Genomic DNA, 17,859 nt, shown 5'->3' with positions numbered 1-17,859 from the left:
GGCGCCGGCCTTGGGCCTGTCGTCGCAGTCCGATGTGCAGAACGTAATTCCTCAGCCTGGCAGGGAGAAGCCAGTTCGTATGGAGACATTATCCATCTGTATGGACAGTCTCCATCGCCGCGCCGCGCCTTGCGTCGACGCCTTCAAACACTTTCGCCGCCCAGTCCGAGAATGCCCGCAGCCGCGGGTTTGAAAATCTGTCCGCAGGATAGACCAGGTGCAAAACATGGTTTTCAGGCTTCCATTCAGGAAGCAGTTCGATCAGCAAACCCTTGTCGATATTAGGTCTTGCCAGGAAACCGAAACTTTGGCCGATACCCAACCCGGCTAGCAACGCATTCAAATGCGCCGTGCTTTCGTTGAGGGAAATGCCGCTTGACATCGGCATATACTCGGTCTGCTCGTTGCCGCGCTGGAAGCGCAGCGGGAACCGTTTACCGGATGACGCCGAAAAATAGCTGACGACACGATGCGCCTGAATGTCGTCTGGATGCATCGGCAGTTCTTTTCCGGCGAGATAAACTGGCGCTGCGCAGAGCACATAGTCGAGTTCGCACAGCTTCCTCGCCCTGAGGGATGAATCGCCAAGTGAACCACCACGAATGACGCAATCGATCCCTTCGCCAATAAGGTCGACAGATCGATCACTGACGCCGAGAAGCAGGTCTATCTGCGGATACTGGCGCTGGAAGTCCCAAAGGAACGGGATGAGGATCCGGTTCGCCAGGACAGAACCAATATCAATCCGAAGCCTTCCCTTGGGCGCGCTGCGGGCGCCAGCGACGGTGCCGTCCATGTCGTCCAGATCCGCAAGCAGGCGAAGGGCGCGCTGGTGATAGGCAATACCTTCCGTGGTCATTGTCACCGACCGGGTGGTTCGCTCAATGAGTTTTGTCCCGAGATGTGCTTCAAGATCCTGCACGAGCTTGCTAACTGACGACCGTGGGAGATTCATTGTGTCCGCTGCCTTGGTAAAAGATCCGGCTTCGGCGACGCGAACGAATGTTCGTATGGCGAGTATCTGGTCCATGCAACGCCCTGCAGATTAGGTCTACGATAACCGACTATATCGGAACCGCGACCAAGACCATTGAATTTCTTGCTCTCAATCGGTCGCGTGCCTCCAACAAGACCTCGAATGCTGATTGTCGCTAAAACACAGTCGACGCCATACATGCCGGAGGTTTGGCTTCTCTGTGCAGAGAGATCCGGTAAATGCTCCGTTTTCGGCTGGTTTCGTCGCCCAATCGGTTTGATAGTAAGGCGCGGCATGGCGGCGACACGCAAAATGCCATGCCGGAAAGACCGCACGCAGTCGATGACACCTATCCTTCGCACATGCGCTGACTTGGGCGCTACCAAAGTGTGCATTTTATCGACGTAGATCGCTCGTCAGACATTCATCAATCGATGCGGGGCGGTTCGATGGCTGGCATGCCATTAATACAGTGAAATGAGCCACCCCCTCATATTCAATTCTGGTGAGGGAGAACGCGACTGTTTTTGTATGTCGGTCACGACAAACGAGCGACGTGGCGCCTAAACGCTTCGCTGCTCACTGGCACTGCCTGCTTAGTCCTTTGCGCCAGAGGGCGAATGCACAAGATTGGTTTCCTCAAAACGCCCTCACTTTGGAATTTGCATCTTTGATTATCTATGAAAACTATAGAAATTAAAGGTAACAGGAGTGAGGCGAACGATGAACGTACTTGGAATAAGCGGCAGCGTTAAACAACCGTCACGCACGGCAAGCATTGTCTCGGACATCCTGAACTCGATCGAGAGACGGGCAAGCGTCTCTGTGGACACGGTCGATCTGGCTGTGGTGGCGCCGATCCTGTTCAGGGCTCTTCGCGCAGATCAACTGGATGAGGCCGGCCGCAGGATTATTGATGCTGTGGAAGGTGCCGACGTACTTGTCGTCGGTTCGCCTGTCTACCGCGCATCCTACACCGGCGCGTTAAAGCATCTGTTCGATCTCGTCGATTTCCGTGCGCTTCAAGGCAAGCGCGTGATCCTTGCGGCAACGGGCGGTACAGCACTGCATGGCCTCATGCTGGAGCATCAGTTCAGGCCGCTGTTCGGCTTCTTTGGCGCCGTTACAGTGCCAACGACGGTCTACGCCGTTGAGGCGGATTTCACCGGATACACGCTCTCGAACCCCGTGGTTGAGGCGCGCATCGAGCGTGCCGTTGCCGAATTGATCGATCTACTGCCGGCCAGAAACCTTGTCGCCGACGATCACCGCTCGGCCCTTCGCCTCGTTTCACACGACGCGGTCGCCAACTGACATCAGAAAAGAGGAGATTTCCATGACTGAACACCACGCCGAGCCCGTGAAATTTGCCTATTGGGTGCCGAATGTGTCCGGCGGCCTCGTCATCTCGAACATCGAGCAGCGCACCAGCTGGACAATTGACTACAACCGCAAGCTCGCGCAGATCGCTGAAGCGAGCGGCTTCGATTACGCGCTGAGCCAGATCCGCTTCACCGCCGGCTACGGTGCCGAATTCCAACATGAATCCGTGTCGTTCAGTCACGCTCTGCTGGAATCGACGACGACGCTCAAGGTCATCGCCGCCATTCTGCCTGGTCCGTGGAACCCCGCGCTTGCCGCCAAACAGATTGCCACGATCAATCACCTCACCAACGGTCGCGTTGCCGTTAACATCGTCAGCGGCTGGTTCCGCGGCGAGTTTCACGCCATCGGCGAGCCTTGGCTCGATCACGACGAACGCTACCGCCGTTCGGAAGAGTTCATCCGGGCTCTGCGCGGCATCTGGACGGAAGACAATTTCACCTTCCGCGGCGATTTCTACCGCTTCAACAACTACTCCCTCAAGCCGAAGCCGATTGATCCGCAGCCGGAAATCTTCCAGGGCGGTTCGTCGCGTGCGGCTCGCGATATGGCGGCCCGCGTATCCGACTGGTACTTCACCAACGGCAACACGCCGGAGGAAATCGCCAAACAGGTGAATGACATTCGCGTCAAGGCCAAGGAAAACAACCACGCGGTCAAAGTCGGCGTGAACGCCTTCGCCATCGTGCGTGAGACCGAGGAAGAGGCGAGAGCCGTGCTTGCCGAGATCATCGAAAAGGCCAATCCGGAAGCGGTCAATGCCTTCGGCCATGAGGTAAAAAATGCCGGCAAGTCTTCTCCCGAAGGCGAGGGCAACTGGGCGAAGTCCAGCTTCGAAGATCTCGTTCAGTATAATGACGGCTTCCGCTCAAACCTGATCGGCACGCCGCGGCAGGTTGCCGAACGCGTGGTGAACCTCAAACGCGCCGGTGCTGACCTCATCCTGCTGGGCTTCCTGCATTTTCAGGAAGAAGTCGAGTATTTCGGCAAGCATGTCATCCCGCTCGTGCGCGAACTGGAACAGGCGGAAATCAGCGCAGCAATCGCTGCGGAGTAATGTCGCAAATCGGACGGCAGCGGCCTTTGGCCGCCGCCTGGACCACGGGCGGGACCGCCTCCGTGATTGGAAACCTGTGCCCATTGGGCGGAGCATGGACTGAACGATGTCAGCATCGAGTTTTCTGGTTGCAAGTCTTGGCGCGGAGGTGGCGATCCCAACGGACATTCGCCAACACATTGCCTTGCCCAGCGAGCATGCCGGGCAAGAACGTCGCGCGCTGGACGCCGCCAAAGAACTTGTGCTGGAGCTTCGCGGTATTGACCTCTCCTTTGGAGGCGTCGTCGCTCTGGAGAATATCGACCTGGCCGTGCAGCAGGGTGAAATCCTGGGTATTATCGGGCCGAACGGCGCCGGCAAGAGTTCGCTGATTAATGTTATCTCAGGCGTCTACCGGCCGGATCGTGGCCATGTAGCGATTAATGGCAAAGCCTATCGTCCAGTGCCGACTGAGAAGCTTGCCAGTCTCGGCGTGGCGCGGACGTTCCAGAACCTCGCCTTGTTCAAGGGTCTCAGTGTTCTCGATAATGTTGCTACGGGGCGGGCTTACGCCGAGCGGGCAAATTTCCTGAGCCAGATAGCCGGTCTACCGAGCGCTCGTCGCGAGAAGGCCGATGCCCGCGAGCGGGCAGGGCGGATCATCGATTTTCTGCATCTGACGCCCCATGTTGACCGGCTTGCCGGCACGCTGCCCTATGGATTGCAGAAGCGGGTGGAACTCGCTCGTGCGCTTGCCGCCGAGCCACGCATTCTGCTGCTTGACGAGCCCATGGCTGGCATGACGGCGACGGAGAAGAACGAACTTGCCGATTATGTGCGTCTCGCGCGTGACGAATATGCGGTCACCGTCGTTCTGATCGAGCATGACATTGGCGTGGTGATGGGTCTTTCAGATCGCATCGCGGTGCTCGACTACGGGCGCAAGATCGCCGATGGCACGCCTGCGGAAATTGCCAGCGATCATCGTGTCACCGATGCCTATCTCGGCGCTGCGCCGGAAAACGAAGACGGGGAGGGTATCTGATGGCTGCGTTTGATTGGTTGTTCTTTACCGAGGTGCTGGTCGGCGGGTTGCTCTCCGGGGTCATGTATTCCCTCGTCGCCATCGGGTTCGTGCTGATCTACAAGACATCGGGTGTCCTAAACTTTTCGCAGGGCGCGCTTCTCCTGTTCGCGGCGCTGACCTTTGTCAGCCTTGTCGAGCGTGGCGTGCCTTTTGTGGCTGCCTTTGCCATTACCTTTGCCATCATGGTCGTCATCGGTGTTGCGATCGAGCGTACGGTGCTTCGACCGCTCACCAACAAGCCACCGATCACGCTGTTCATGGCGACGCTTGGCCTCTCCTACATCATCGAGGGAGCGGCCCAACTCCTCTGGGGTACGCAGGTTCATGGGCTTGATCTCGGTATCGAGGACATTCCCTTTGATGTTGGTGGCGTTTTCATCAGCCAGTTCGACATCTTTGCCGCAGTCGTCGCGGCTGGCATGGTGGCGGCTCTCTCGGCCTTCTTCCGCTACACCCGCATCGGCCTCGGCTTCCGCGCCGTCGCGGATGACCAGTTCGCGGCGCTTGCCGTCGGTCTCAAGCTGCCCTGGATATGGGCGAGCGTTTGGGCGGCGGCAGGCCTCGTTGCCCTGGTCGCCGGGCTGCTCTGGGGTGCGCGGCTCGGGGTGCAGTTCTCGCTGTCGCTGGTAGTGCTGAAGGCTCTGCCGGTGCTCGTTCTCGGCGGCTTCGATTCCATTCTAGGCGCGATCATCGGTGGTCTGATTGTCGGCGCGTCGGAAAAGCTCGCCGAGGTCTATATCGGTGAGTACTTCGGCGGCGGCATCGAGGGGTGGTTCGCCTATGTCGTGGCCCTTGCCTTCCTGCTGATCCGCCCGTCCGGGCTCTTCGGTCAAAAGCTTGTGGAAAGGGTCTAATATGTCCGCCGTTACAGCCGATCTTTCATCGTCGTTCTCCCTGCCGCGCCATGCCGGCACGGTCGCAGTGCTCGGCGTTGCTTATCTCGTCGTGCCGTTCGTCGGCACCAGTTACCTCTTCGAGGCAATCCTGCTGCCGTTTCTTGCGCTCAGCCTTGCCGGGGTTGGTCTCAACCTTTTGACTGGCTATGCGGGTCAGGTCTCGCTTGGTTCGGCCGCATTCATGGCCGTCGGTGCCTTTGCGGCATACAATTTCAATCTGCGTATCGATGCGCTGCCGCTTATTGTTTCGATTGTACTTGCCGGTCTTTCCGCCGCAGCAATCGGCTTAGTTTTTGGCCTGCCGAGCCTGCGCCTGCGCGGTTTCTACCTCGCCGTTTCAACTCTTGCGGCGCAGTTCTTCGTGCAATGGGCGTTGACGAAATTCAGCTGGTTCTCGAACGAATCCGCATCCGGCGTGATCGATGCGCCAGCACTGTCGCTTGCCGGGATTTCTTTCGAAGGGCCGATCGGGCGTTATCTCTTCGCGCTGACCATTGTCGCCGTCCTCACGTTCCTCGCCTACCGCCTGGTGTCGTCGCAGACCGGCCGCAACTTTATCGCCGTGCGCGACAACGAGGCCGCCGCACGCATCATCGGCATTCCGGTGCTTCGCACCAAGCTGCTCGCCTTTGCAATCTCGTCCTTCATCGTCGGGGTTGCCGGGGTAATCTGGGCTTTTGCCTATCTTCGCACGGTGGAGCCGGCCGGCTTCAATCTCGACCGCTCGTTCCAAATACTCTTCATCGTCATCATTGGCGGGCTTGCCTCGATCCGGGGTGCCTTCTTGGGCGCGGCTTTGATCGTCGTCTTTCCGCTCGTCCTCTCGCGGCTTGGCTCTTTGCTATTAGGCGATGTCTTTAATTCCGGAGTGCTCGATATGACGCAGCGCATCGTTCTCGGCGCCTTGATCATACTGTTTCTGATCCTGGAACCTGACGGCCTCGTGTCATTGTGGGATCGCTTGAAGTTACGCATTACGGCTGCCGTCATGCGGGCGTGGATTACTCGAAGCTGGCCCTGACAGGCAAAGGCTTCCAACAAGAAAAGCTCACCAGCAATGAATTCCTGAAACCAACACGGATGGCCGAGCGCCAGCCGACAGACGGAGTGTGTCCAGATATGGCCTTCTACACGAAAATCAAAGCAGCAGCCTTTGCTGCCGGCATCAGCCTCGCCGCCATCGCCTCCCCGGCCATGGCCGATGAACAGTACTTCCCCCTGCAGAGCTACCGCGTCGGGCCTTATGCAGCCGGTGGCACGGGCTTTTTCGGCGGATTCATCGATTATCTCAATCTCGTCAACATCAGGGACGGCGGTATCAACGGCGTCAAGCTGACATGGTCCGAAGCCGAAACCCAGTACGAAGTTGAGCGAGGGGTCGAAGCTTATGAACGCCTGAAGAGCAACCCCGGCGTTGCGGCCTGGAACCCGCTGTCGGTCGGCATAGCCTATGCCATGATCGACCGCATCACCCAGGACAAGGTGCCGCTCATTACCATCAACCACGGCCGCACGGATTCGACCGATGGCCGTGTTTTTCCCTATGTTTTCCCGCTGCTGCTCAATCCGTACAGCGAAACCTCCGGCATCGTGAACTACATTGCGTCCAAGGAAGGCGGGGTTGGAGGACTGAAGGGCAAGAAGATCGTCGTGCTCTACCACGGCTCTCCCTATGGCAAGGAAACGATCCCGATCTATGACCTGCTGGCCAAGAAGTATGGCTTCGACCTCCAGCAGATCGAAGTCCCGCATCCGGGCAACGAGCAGCAGTCGCAGTGGCTGACGATCCGCCGTGCCAAGCCGGATTATGTCGTGCTGCGCGGCTGGGGCGTCATGAACCCGGTGGCGTTGAAGACCGCGGCGAAGACCGGTTTCCCGGTGGATCACATCATCGGCAATGTCTGGTCCAACTCGGAAGAGGACGTTATTCCCGCCGGCGACGCTGCCAAAGGCTATACCGCCATCACCACCCAGGCATCCGGTGCCGAATATCCGGTGGTCAAGGAAATAGTGAAAACCGTCTACGACGCCGGCAAGGGCAACCTTGATGACACGAGCCGCATCGGCTCCGTCTATCACAATCTCGGTATCGTCAACGGTATCCTTAATGTCGAGGCGGTGCGGATCGCCCAGGAGAAATTCGGCAAGCGCACCCTGACCGGCGACGAAGTTCGCTGGGGCTTCGAGCATCTGCAGCTTGATCCAGCCCGTGTCGAGGCATTGGGTGCCAAGGATCTCTTCCACTCGATCAATGTCACCTGGGATAACCATGAGGGTAACGGCTACGTGACGTTCCAGCAGTGGGACGGCAAGAAGTGGAACGTGGTTTCCGATTGGATCGCACCGGACTGGGCCCTGCTGCGCCCGATCATCGAGAAGTCGTCCGAGGCCTATGCGGCTGAAAAGGGCATCAAGCTTCGCACGTCGGAAGATGCGAATTCCGTGACGAACTGATGTTTGCGTGGTCGGGCAAGGGTCTCCCCGTGTCCGGCCACAATATCCCGAAAAGCGCCAAGGAGATCGTGATGACCGATGGGAACAGGCTGCTTGCCGTGGAGGGGCTCCACGCAACCTACAATCATGCCATCACCGCATTGCATGGGGTCACTTTTTCGCTCGGACGGGGGGAGATCCTTGCCGTTCTCGGTGCGAACGGCGCTGGCAAGACGACGACGCTGAAGGCGGTTTCCAACCTCCTTCCGACCGAACGGGGGCAGGTGCTCGCCGGTCATGTCCTGTTTGACGGTCGTGATGTCACGCGCGAAACCCCGGCAAGCCTTGTCCGTCTCGGTCTCGTGCAGGTGCTCGAAGGTCGCCATTGCTTCAAGACACTGACGGTCGAGGAAAACCTGGTCTCCGGGGGCCTTGGCCGATCCGCCACGCGCACTGAAATCGCGACCGACCTTGAGAAAATTTACACGCATTTCCCAAGACTTAAGGAAAAGCGCCGGGTGCTTTCCGGCCTCACTTCGGGCGGCGAGCAGCAGATGACGGCCATCGGCCGGGCACTGATGTCGCGGCCGCGGCTGCTTGTCCTCGACGAACCGTCAATGGGGCTGGCGCCTCTCATCGTGCAGGATATTTTCCGCACGCTGAAGCGCCTTAATCGCGAAGAAGGGCTTTCGATCCTGGTCACTGAACAAAACTCAGCAGTCGCGCTGACCTATGCCGACCGGGCCATCATTCTGGAAAACGGCGTGAGCGTGCTGTCAGGCACGGCCGCCGAACTCAAGGCGCGCGATGACGTGAAAGCCTTCTATCTGGGCCAGAAGCCAGCCGCGCTCGTCACGCATATTCACTGAAAATCAAAGGAAAGAGGAGACATGGCATGACCATTTCCAACGTGAAGACGAAAGATGCGGCTCAAGGCGTTCCCGCCGTGCCGCGGCCGAGTGAGCCGGCACACATCATCAAGAGCGATGCCGAAGCGATCGAAGTCGCGAAGAAACTCGCCGCCGAAATTGCCCCCGGCGCAGCCATTCGCGATCGCGATCGCATCTGGCCGGTAAAGGAACTCGATGCCTTCTCGCAAAGCGGGCTCTGGTCGATCAACGTGCCGAAGAAGTTCGGCGGTCCTGAAGTCTCCTATGCGACGCTCGCCAAGGTGATCGAGATCGTCTCCGCGGCCGATTCCTCGATTGGCCAGATCGCGCAAAACCATCTCGGCGTCGTTGCCGCGATCCGGACGGTGTCCGATGAGGCTCAGCAGACGCTGCTTTTCGCAGAAGTGCTGCGCGGCACACGCTTCGGCAATGCCTTCTCCGAATTCGGTTCCAAGCGGGCGGCGGACTTCGAAACGAAGTTCGTCGATGCGGGCGACCATGTGATCGTCAACGGCCAGAAATTCTACTCCTCCGGCGCACTTCTCGCCCATCTCGTGCCCATCGTTGCGCTCGATGATGAAGGCCGCGCCTGGTATGCGATCGCCGAGCGGGATGCACCCGGATTGACCGTCATCGACGACTGGTCATCCTTCGGGCAGCGCACGACGCTGTCCGGTACGGTGATCCTGAACAATGTCAAAGTGCCGAAAACCCATCTGGTTCCCGGCTACAAGGGTTATGCGGAACCCACTGCGGATGGTGCGATTTTCCAGATTATCCAGGTCGCGGTGGATACGGGTATAGCGCAGGCGGCAATCGATGAAACCATCTCCTTCGTGCGCACCAAGAGCCGTGCATGGGTGGATAGCGGCGTTGAGCATGCCTGGGATGACCCCTACACGATCCAGGCTGTCGGCGATCTGACGCTGCGACTGCATGCGGCCCAGGCGCTGCTTGAAAAAGCCGGTTATGCCATCGATCGCGCCATCCGGAACCCGAATGCTGACACGGTCGCCGAAGCACAGATCGTGACGGCCGAGGCGAAAATTCTCTCGACAGAGATAGCCATTACGGCGACCAACAAGCTGTTCGAACTTGCAGGCACCCGCTCCACGCTTGCAGAGCATCACCTCGATCGCCATTGGCGCAATGCCCGTACCCACACGCTGCACGATCCGGTCCGGTGGAAATATTCCATCCTAGGGAAGTACTTCCTCAATGGCGAGAAGCCGCCACTTCACGCCTGGAGCTGAGTAAACTCTGGAGCCCGGGGCGCGCAAGGCGCCCCGGTTGGCAATTGATCTTGCTACATCCGCCAGCAGTAATGAGATATAGTGACGTGATGAGACGGTGCCCCTCAAGCGCGTTTCCAATCAAGCGCCCCGTAACGAGGAGCTTTGCCGGAAACCTCGGGAATATAGAATAGTGGTGACGATGAGCCTTAAGCGCAGGAAGCGGAAAACGCTTTTTAGGGCCTTCCAATCGTGCAGGGCACAGATCTCCTTGGGGAGAACGTAGAGGCAATGAATTCTCTTGTTCCCATAGCTTCTGCCCGCCTGACCGTGGCAGTTGTCGGCGGTGGCTTCACCGGCGCGGCAATGGCAATACATCTGGTAGCGGGTATCGGATACCCGACTGATACATCCGTTGTCGTCATCGAACCTCGATCGGAGTTGGGCCGTGGCTTGGCCTATAGCGCAACCGATCCGGCGCATCGGGTCAACGTTCCCGCTGCAAGAATGACGTTGTTTCCAGATATTCCCGATGATTTCGAGCGTTATGTTGGCGGTATTCCGACCCGTGACGATGCCGAGCTCATAGGACACGATGGCTTGCCTTATCCCAAGCGTTCTGTCTTCGGCGAATACGTCTCGGCACGGATTCAACCGTTTTTGGATGACGGCCGTATCAGACACTGGCGGACCAAAGCGATCTCGGTGTCACAAAAAGGAAACCGCTATGAGATTGCGGGGTCTGACGGTACAGCGCTCATTGCGGATATAGTCGTGCTGGCCGTCAGCCATCCACCACCTTCTTTGCCTCGGGTGCTTCAGCCCTTCAAAGATGATCCTAAGCTGATTGCGGATGTCACCGTGACCGATGCGATCGACGCCGTCGAGACTGGAGATCGTGTTCTCATCGTCGGAAATGGCTTGACCTCCGCCGATGTGGTTGCCTCGCTCAAGAGACGGGGCCATGTCGGCCAGATAACGTCGTTCTCTCGCAGGGGCTTGCGGTCTCGCGGCCATGGCCCCGTCGGGCAGGAGCCTTTCGGCGATTTCCTGTCTGAACCGTTCACCTCTGCAAGCAAGTTGCTCCATAAGGTTCGCCAAACGCTGCGAGAAGCAGAGGAACGGGGAATGACGTGGCATAGCGTCGCGGATGCGCTGAGGGCGCAGGGGAGGGACATATGGGGAAATCTGCCTGTCATTGAGAGACGGCGCGTTGCCCGACACTTGCGGCCGGTCTGGGATGTGCATCGCTTTCGCATCGCGCCGCAAGTCGAGGCTGCTGTGGAGCAGGCGATCGCGAGCGGCCAAATGGATGTCCGGGCTGCCTCGCTTTCTTCCGTGACACGGATAGACGCCGGCTACAGGGTGACGTTGCGACCCCAGCGCGCCAAGTCTCTCGAAACGCTTGACGTCGATGCGATCGTCGTCACCACGGGCCCGGCGCATGGCGGCATTCTTCAAAGCCAAGCCATGCTTCGAGAACTTGAGCAGGCGGGCCTGTTGCAACCCTGCCCGACCGGGCTTGGCATCTTGGTTGATGCCAAGTCTAATCCCGTATCGGCTTCAGGCGAAAGCACGCCTTCACTGTTTATTGCCGGGCCGCTTGCACGCGGCACTTTCGGAGAACTGATGGGGCTGCCGCAGGTTACCGAGCATGCAATCTTCGTCGCGCAGCGTATTCGCGACCTGATCGATGAATGTAGGATTTCGCATTGCACGGGCCAGGCGGTGGAAGGCTGACGGCCCGCTGTTTCTTGAATAGATTTCTTCCACTCTTTGAGAAAGCATTGGGACGATAATTCCATCAAATTCGCCACGCTTTGCGAGGCTCTCGGGACGGTATACGGTGAAAGCATACAAACGAGCTCCTGGCTCAGGGGGAGCTCGCCCCCTGCTGCCAGCGCGCTGCGTTACGGGAGATGAGACCATGTTCACGCACATCATGATCGGAAGTAATGATCTGGAGCGGTCAAGAAACTTCTACGACGCCACGTTCGCTGCATTGGGCGGCAGGCCCGGCGAGATGGATGCGAGAGGCAGACTGATTTACGTCCACGAAGGCGGACGACTGATGATCACGAAACCGATCGACGGCAAGGCGGCGACCGTTGCCAATGGCGGGACAATCGGAATCGCCGCCCTGAGCCGCGAGCATGTTCTGGCGTGGCACGACGCCGGTGTTATACACGGCGGCACATCGATCGAGAGCCCACCGAATGAGCGCCCGAACGGGGCCTTCGTCGCTTATCTTCGTGATCCGGACGGACATAAACTGAGCGCACGATCTCAGCCGACAACGTAACGCATCGCCAATAGCTGCTGGTATTCTCACAGCTGTTGTGGGTTGGTCTTTCTGCATGACTTTTGCGGCCGGATCTGCCACCACATTAATCGCAATATTACGCTCAACATCCACGCATCTTGGAACCTACCATCGGCGGATTAAGACGGGCAAAGCCCTCCTGACGATGATAGGGGAAATGCGGATATGGCGGCGTCAAGACGCTCGCATTGTCCAGGAGAGCAATCTGATCATCGGTGAGATGCCAGCCGACCGCTCCGAGGTTCTGCCGGAGCTGCTCTTCGTTTCGCGCTCCCATGATAATGGAAGACACCGTGGGCCGGCCTGTTAGCCAGTTGAGCGCCACCTGCGCAACTGTTTTGTCGAGTTGTCTTGCAACGTCTTCAAGGGCATCAACGACGCGGTAGAGATGCTCCTCATCGACCGGAGGACCAAAGCTTGCGGTTTCGTGAAGACGGCTGCTCTCCGGCAGGGGAGAGCCGCGCCTGATCTTTCCCGTCAGCCGCCCCCAGCCAAGCGGACTCCAGACGAGTGCTCCAAGGCCTTGATCCCTACCCAGTGGCATCAGATCCCACTCGTAGTCTCGGCCGAGAAGGGAATAGTACACCTGATTGGCAATGTAGCGAGGCCATCCGTACGCGTCGGCAATCGCCAGCGACTTCATGATTTCCCATCCCGAAAAGTTCGAAATGCCGACGTAGCGGACCTTTCCCGCCCGAACGAGCGTATCAAGGGTCGACAAGACTTCTTCGACGGGCGTCCGGGCGTCGTAGGCATGAAGTTGCAGGATGTCTATATAGTCCGTCCGAAGCCGGCGTAGTGCGTCTTCGACCGATCTGATCAAGCGAAACCTGGAGGAACCCGCATCGTTCGGCCCTTCTCCCATAGGCAGGCTGGTCTTCGTCGATATCAGCACGGTCTCGCGACGACCTTCCAGCGCTGCACCCAGCACCTCCTCCGATGCACCGTTCGAGTAGACATCTGCGGTATCGAACAGATTAACGCCTGCTTCAACGCAGATATCGATAAGTCGCCTTGCCTCGGAGACATCGGTCGTGCCCCAAGCACTAAAAAGGGGACCTGCCCCTCCAAACGTGCCTGCACCAAAGCTCAGGACCGAGACTTTGAGGCCTGATCGGCCAAGAGAACGATATTCCATCTGGTCTTCCTTTCTTGAGAAATGGAAGCGACTTGCGCCACCTGATGGGGAAGAGATAGGAGATCCGGCTTTCGTGATATAGATTGCGGGCGGGAACAACATTTGTGAAATCAGGGACCAGATGGCTCGAGCGGAAGTAAATCGATCCGGAGAAATGGAAGTCTTCGTGCAGGTTGTCGAGCGTGGTGGCTTCTCGTCAGCTGCTCGCAGCGTCGGAATGACGCCGTCGGCTGTGAGCAAACTGGTCGCGAGACTGGAGGCGCGGCTGGGTACCCGTCTCATCAATCGCTCGACGCGCGTGTTCAAGTTGACTTCGGAAGGCTGCGTCTTTTTCGAGCGCGCCACGCGTATCCTGACAGACATCGAAGATGCCGAGCGGATCGCCAGTGCGGGTGAGGTGCCCAGTGGCCGCCTCCGCCTGAGTACCAGCGCCTCCTATGCCACCCATGTCCTCGCCGGCATACTCCCGGAATTCCTGGAGCGATATCCTGCGATTACCGTCGATATCGTACAAAGCGACCTTGTTGTCGATCTGCTTGAGGAGCGAGTGGACGTTGCAGTTCGAGCAGGCCCGCTTAAAAGTTCGAGCCTCGTCGCGCGTAGGCTTGGCGATACTGCAATGACGATCGTCGCTGCTCCCTCCTATGTCGACCGGCGTGGCCTTCCCCGAACTATCGAGGAGCTTGAAAGGCATGACAGGCTGGGCCTTGGTTACACCCGCTCGATGGATGGCTGGCCGTTAATATCGGAAGGCGCGACGATTTTTGCCCCAGTCGTCGCCCGTGTCCAGGCCAATGACGGCGAGGCGCTGCGCCAGCTGGTACTCGCTGGAAATGGAATTGCCCGTCTCGCCAACTTCACGATACGCGATGATTTGAAGGCCGGCCGGCTGGTGCCGTTGCTCGACGAGTACAATCCTGGGGACCGGGAGGAGTTTCATGCCATTCATATCGGGCAGGGTGGCCCGCTGCCTTCCAGAGTGCGCGCTCTTCTTGATTTCCTGGCCAAGCAAGGCAAAGTTACATAGCAGAGAAAACCGCCAATCGGGGAGGATACCCTCACCCAAACTCGAGTCGACGTCTCGCGTTAGGTTTTAGGCACCGGCATGTCTGTCCCGCGCCATTGAGTTGTTCCTGCCGGGGATGGAAAGCTCCCTTGGCGTTCGCCGTGCAGTCTAGTAGAGCAAGTATCACGATATTGACGAGCCACACCGGGTCAAACATATACGCCAGAACTGGCGGATCGACCTCCAAAAGAAGGCGATTTAAACCGTATGAAACACAAGTCGCTCTATATTTGGCTGCTGATGCTAGCTGTCCCCGTGTCGGTTCTGATAGCAGCTCAAGTCGATACAAGTTCTGCACCATCAATTGGTGGGGGAGGCTACGACCTTGGTCCGTTTGTGTATTCCTGGTTATTGATTATTTTCACGGCACTCTGGTCTCTGTGCGCTTTTGTGGCAGCGCTGCTTAAGAAAGGCCGAGCTTCCTCTTTTCGCGCTTTCGGCCTGGCAGGCTTTGGTGTTCTCGTCTTCACTGTAATGATGCTTTTTTACGGAGAGAACCTTTCATAACTGCTCGTCCTGAAAGCGCTTCGATGGTCCGGATCGGAAGAATGCCCTAGGTGACGACTTATAGAACCACTCACCGGTTGCACCTGCGCGTATCGCTACCGTCCAATCAGGATTGAAAGAACATCGTCTTTTCGACAAATTAAGTTCCATAATATATGTTATGCGATTACCGCATGTGGCCGCAAAGTTAAAGTGTCCTGTTTCTGCAAAGTTGGAATGTCACACTCCCCGGGTCTGATTGGCATCTGGGAGATTGCGGATGGGATTGATTACGATGAGCGAGCGCGACCTGCAAAGAATCGAGGTGCTGTCCAAAGTCGTGGATGGCCGCATGAGCATTGTTGCAGCGGCCCATGTACTGGCGATCAGCACGCGCCACGTCCAAAGGTTGGTCGATCGAATTGAGCATACCGGCGCTGGCTCGATCAGACATAAAGCGATCGGTCGACCGTCCAACAATAAAATAGCCAGCGGCGTCCGTGATTACGTTTTGATGCTGGTGCGTGAACGCTACCTTGATTTCGGACCTACGTTCGCGGCCGAGAAGCTTCAGGAAGAGCATGGCGTCACAGTCTCGCGTGAGACGCTGCGCAAATGGATGCAGGATGCCGACATATGGCTTTCGAGAAAGCAGCGGCGAACGTTTCATCAGCCGCGGTTGCGGCGTGAGGCCTATGGCGAGTTGGTGCAGATCGACGGGTCGGAGCATCGCTGGTTCGAGGATCGTGGTCCGGCCTGCTCTCTACTGGTATTCGTTGACGACGCGACCGGTAAGCTGATGCAGCTCCGGTTTGTTCGATCTGAGAGCGCCTTTACCTACTTCGAGGCATTGGCGCTTTACCTCAAAGAGCATGGCGCACCGATTGCCTTCTATTCCGACAAGCATTCGGTCTTTCGGGTGGCAAAGAAAGACCCCAAGGGCGGCCAAGGCATGACGCAGTTCGGCCGAGCGTTATCAGAGCTGCACATCGAGATCCTCTGCGCCAATTCCAGCCAGGCCAAGGGCCGCGTCGAGCGCATGAACCGAACGCTTCAAGATCGACTCGTCAAAGAATTACGGCTGGCCAAGATCAGCGGCATGGAAGCCGGGAATGCCTTCCTGCCGACATTCATCTCCCAATATAATGATCGTTTTGCGGTGGCCCCTGCCCGTTCCGACAACCTTCATCGACCTGTCAACATGACAGCAAGCAGGTTGAAGGATGTTCTCTGCAAACGTGAGGAGAGATATGTCGGCGCGCAGCTGACATTCTCTTACGAACGTAAACGCATCATACTCGAAGATAACGACGTCACGCGCGGCTTAGTCGGAAAGTATGTCGAGACGTATGCCTACGCCGATGGTCGCCTGGATATCAGATGGAAAGGTCACTCATTACTTTACAGGACCTTCGACAAGGACCAGAGCGTGACGCATGCGGCGGTCGTAGAGAACAAGCGTCTCGGTGATGTGCTGGCGTACATAAAAGAGCAGCAGGATAGACACCACGTCGGGAAGCCGAAGACCAACAGCACCAAGAATAACTATAAGCCAACAGGTCGCAAACCCGGTCGGCGGACGGATTTCATGAACGATCCCGAAGTCATAGCGAGACGGCAAAACGCTCTCGCCAGAATGGACGCGGCTGAATAAGGGCCGCTATTGGCCCAAACCGGTCTTCGAGAGCACTAGATCATCTGAAAAACGCGGGTACGTTCAAATTCCTGAAAGGCCTCAATACTTCGACGCATGTTGGGAAGCATGACAGGCAAGTTGCTAGGGTCTATCCACTCTACCGCTTTGGATTCGTCGTCCGCTACGATAGGTGTGCCCTCATAGTGAGATGTGTAGAACATCATGGCAAAGAACTGGCAGACGTCGCCGTTAGGGAAGGTGACTGTCTCGAACGCAGGATCGCTACCAAAGCCGAAAGGAAGCAGATTCCAAATCCGAATGCCTGTTTCCTCTAACGTTTCTCTAATAGCGATAGACTCAAGGTCTTCGCCTTCTTCAGCGTTTCCACCTGGAATTCCCCAAACGTCAAAGTCACTTCTGTGCTGCATAAGCACGTGCCCGTCTTCACGTGTTACGACCACACGCGCTCCCGGAACAAGAATTGTCCCTGACCCAACCTTTGCTCGCAGTTTCCCTAGATAACTTTCCGAAAAAGTCACTGTCCAGCCTCCTCACGCTCATCGACCTCGTGATGGCGAGGACCAGCACAACGTTATCCTAAATCTTTCCAATGGAATACAATGTCCACTGTTGGCGCGAAGCAGCCGTGATGCTGAGAAAGCTAAAGCCGAAGGGGAGTATCATCACCCGCCCCCTCCCTGACCTTACAACCCGGCCCAGCCGGTCCGGTCGGGGGCTGACCGTCAGAGCAAGAACGCGGTCAGTGTCGCATTTCTAACGGGCTGCGAGAGCCGGCAGACGACATTTTAACTTTGCGCAATGCGCGACATTCCAACCTTGCTGCCACACCGCATGTAGCGGGGTACACTCTATTTTCAAGTGCGACATGCCAATGATTTCAATGGCTTCACTTTGGAGATTTTGGCATGTCCCGATGCTATACGCAGATCACCCTTGCCGATCGCCGCCGTCTTCATCATCTGGTGGCGGCAAAGGTTCCGGTCAACGAGATGGCGCGTTAGCTTGGATATCAGATCAACCGCGCAAATGCCTTGAATACAGGACGCCGGCCGAGGTGTTCATGACTCATTTGCAAGAAGGAGGGTGATCCCCTGCCCTAAAGCGCAGGCATGGTGCCCTTGGGTTAGCTTTTCCAGGGTAGATGCCAAATACCTGCGCGACATCCTCGATGCAGAAGAGGCGGAACCCAATGGGCGGAGACGGTTTGCGAATGAGAGCCATACCACATGCTCTTCTCTCATGTCAGCCATTGATCC

Annotated in this window: 16 protein-coding genes; 13 read left to right on the top strand and 3 right to left on the bottom strand. The window is 57.6% G+C overall.

Features of this window, described 5'->3' with window-relative positions:
- Window positions 1-88: 88 nt before the first annotated feature.
- A complete protein-coding gene (locus tag QE432_RS26005) occupies window positions 89-1,030 on the bottom strand; it encodes a LysR family transcriptional regulator (RefSeq protein WP_112154684.1) in 942 nt (313 codons plus the stop codon).
- A 669-nt stretch (window positions 1,031-1,699) separates the two neighbouring features.
- Between QE432_RS26005 and msuE the strand changes: the two genes are divergently transcribed.
- From msuE to QE432_RS25955, 10 genes are all read left to right on the top strand, one after another.
- On the top strand, window positions 1,700-2,290 hold the full coding sequence (gene msuE, locus QE432_RS26000) for an FMN reductase (RefSeq protein WP_162647855.1): 591 nt from the start codon (window positions 1,700-1,702) through the stop codon (window positions 2,288-2,290).
- Window positions 2,291-2,312: 22 nt separating this feature from the next.
- Window positions 2,313-3,416, top strand: a complete 1,104-nt coding sequence (gene sfnG / locus QE432_RS25995; protein ID WP_019567191.1) for a dimethylsulfone monooxygenase SfnG — start codon at window positions 2,313-2,315, stop codon at window positions 3,414-3,416.
- A gap of 106 nt (window positions 3,417-3,522) precedes the next feature.
- Window positions 3,523-4,440 carry an ABC transporter ATP-binding protein gene (locus QE432_RS25990; protein ID WP_112154686.1) on the top strand — a complete coding sequence of 306 codons (918 nt, stop codon included), beginning with the start codon at window positions 3,523-3,525 and terminating at the stop codon, window positions 4,438-4,440.
- Entirely contained in the window at window positions 4,440-5,336 is an 897-nt protein-coding gene (locus QE432_RS25985; protein ID WP_065662859.1) for a branched-chain amino acid ABC transporter permease, read from the top strand. The genes QE432_RS25990 and QE432_RS25985 overlap by 1 nt, the downstream gene beginning before the upstream one ends.
- A 1-nt stretch (window position 5,337) precedes the next feature.
- Entirely contained in the window at window positions 5,338-6,399 is a 1,062-nt protein-coding gene (locus QE432_RS25980) for a branched-chain amino acid ABC transporter permease (RefSeq protein ID WP_112154687.1), read from the top strand.
- Between the two features lie 98 nt (window positions 6,400-6,497).
- A complete protein-coding gene (locus QE432_RS25975; protein ID WP_162647856.1) occupies window positions 6,498-7,832 on the top strand; it encodes an ABC transporter substrate-binding protein in 1,335 nt (444 codons plus the stop codon).
- A gap of 71 nt (window positions 7,833-7,903) precedes the next feature.
- A complete protein-coding gene (locus QE432_RS25970; RefSeq protein ID WP_112154731.1) occupies window positions 7,904-8,680 on the top strand; it encodes an ABC transporter ATP-binding protein in 777 nt (258 codons plus the stop codon).
- A gap of 26 nt (window positions 8,681-8,706) precedes the next feature.
- Entirely contained in the window at window positions 8,707-9,954 is a 1,248-nt protein-coding gene (locus QE432_RS25965; protein WP_112154688.1) for an SfnB family sulfur acquisition oxidoreductase, read from the top strand.
- Window positions 9,955-10,224: 270 nt separating this feature from the next.
- On the top strand, window positions 10,225-11,673 hold the full coding sequence (locus QE432_RS25960) for an FAD/NAD(P)-binding protein (RefSeq protein WP_112154689.1): 1,449 nt from the start codon (window positions 10,225-10,227) through the stop codon (window positions 11,671-11,673).
- A gap of 187 nt (window positions 11,674-11,860) precedes the next feature.
- Window positions 11,861-12,235, top strand: coding sequence for a VOC family protein (locus tag QE432_RS25955; RefSeq protein ID WP_112154690.1), 375 nt, complete (start codon window positions 11,861-11,863; stop codon window positions 12,233-12,235).
- A 103-nt stretch (window positions 12,236-12,338) separates the two neighbouring features.
- On the opposite strand, the gene QE432_RS25950 is transcribed toward QE432_RS25955, so the two are convergent.
- Window positions 12,339-13,394: an aldo/keto reductase gene (locus QE432_RS25950; RefSeq protein WP_112154691.1), complete on the bottom strand. Its 1,056-nt coding sequence runs from the start codon at window positions 13,392-13,394 to the stop codon at window positions 12,339-12,341.
- A gap of 121 nt (window positions 13,395-13,515) precedes the next feature.
- Between QE432_RS25950 and QE432_RS25945 the strand changes: the two genes are divergently transcribed.
- The 3 genes from QE432_RS25945 (at window position 13,516) to QE432_RS25935 (ending at window position 16,600) form a co-directional block, all read left to right on the top strand.
- Window positions 13,516-14,421 carry a LysR family transcriptional regulator gene (locus QE432_RS25945; protein WP_112154692.1) on the top strand — a complete coding sequence of 302 codons (906 nt, stop codon included), beginning with the start codon at window positions 13,516-13,518 and terminating at the stop codon, window positions 14,419-14,421.
- Window positions 14,422-14,667: 246 nt separating this feature from the next.
- Entirely contained in the window at window positions 14,668-14,967 is a 300-nt protein-coding gene (locus QE432_RS25940) for a hypothetical protein (protein ID WP_035200743.1), read from the top strand.
- A 259-nt stretch (window positions 14,968-15,226) separates the two neighbouring features.
- Window positions 15,227-16,600: an ISNCY family transposase gene (locus QE432_RS25935; protein ID WP_112291143.1), complete on the top strand. Its 1,374-nt coding sequence runs from the start codon at window positions 15,227-15,229 to the stop codon at window positions 16,598-16,600.
- A gap of 35 nt (window positions 16,601-16,635) precedes the next feature.
- On the opposite strand, the gene QE432_RS25930 is transcribed toward QE432_RS25935, so the two are convergent.
- Window positions 16,636-17,121 carry an NUDIX domain-containing protein gene (locus tag QE432_RS25930; protein ID WP_112291140.1) on the bottom strand — a complete coding sequence of 162 codons (486 nt, stop codon included), beginning with the start codon at window positions 17,119-17,121 and terminating at the stop codon, window positions 16,636-16,638.
- Window positions 17,122-17,859: the final 738 nt, after the last annotated feature.

Source organism: Agrobacterium sp. SORGH_AS_0745, assembly GCF_030818995.1.
Classification (GTDB): Bacteria; Pseudomonadota; Alphaproteobacteria; order Rhizobiales; family Rhizobiaceae; genus Agrobacterium; species Agrobacterium tumefaciens.
Note: the sequence above shows the minus strand (reverse complement) of the source record. Positions and strands in the feature narration are given on the sequence as shown.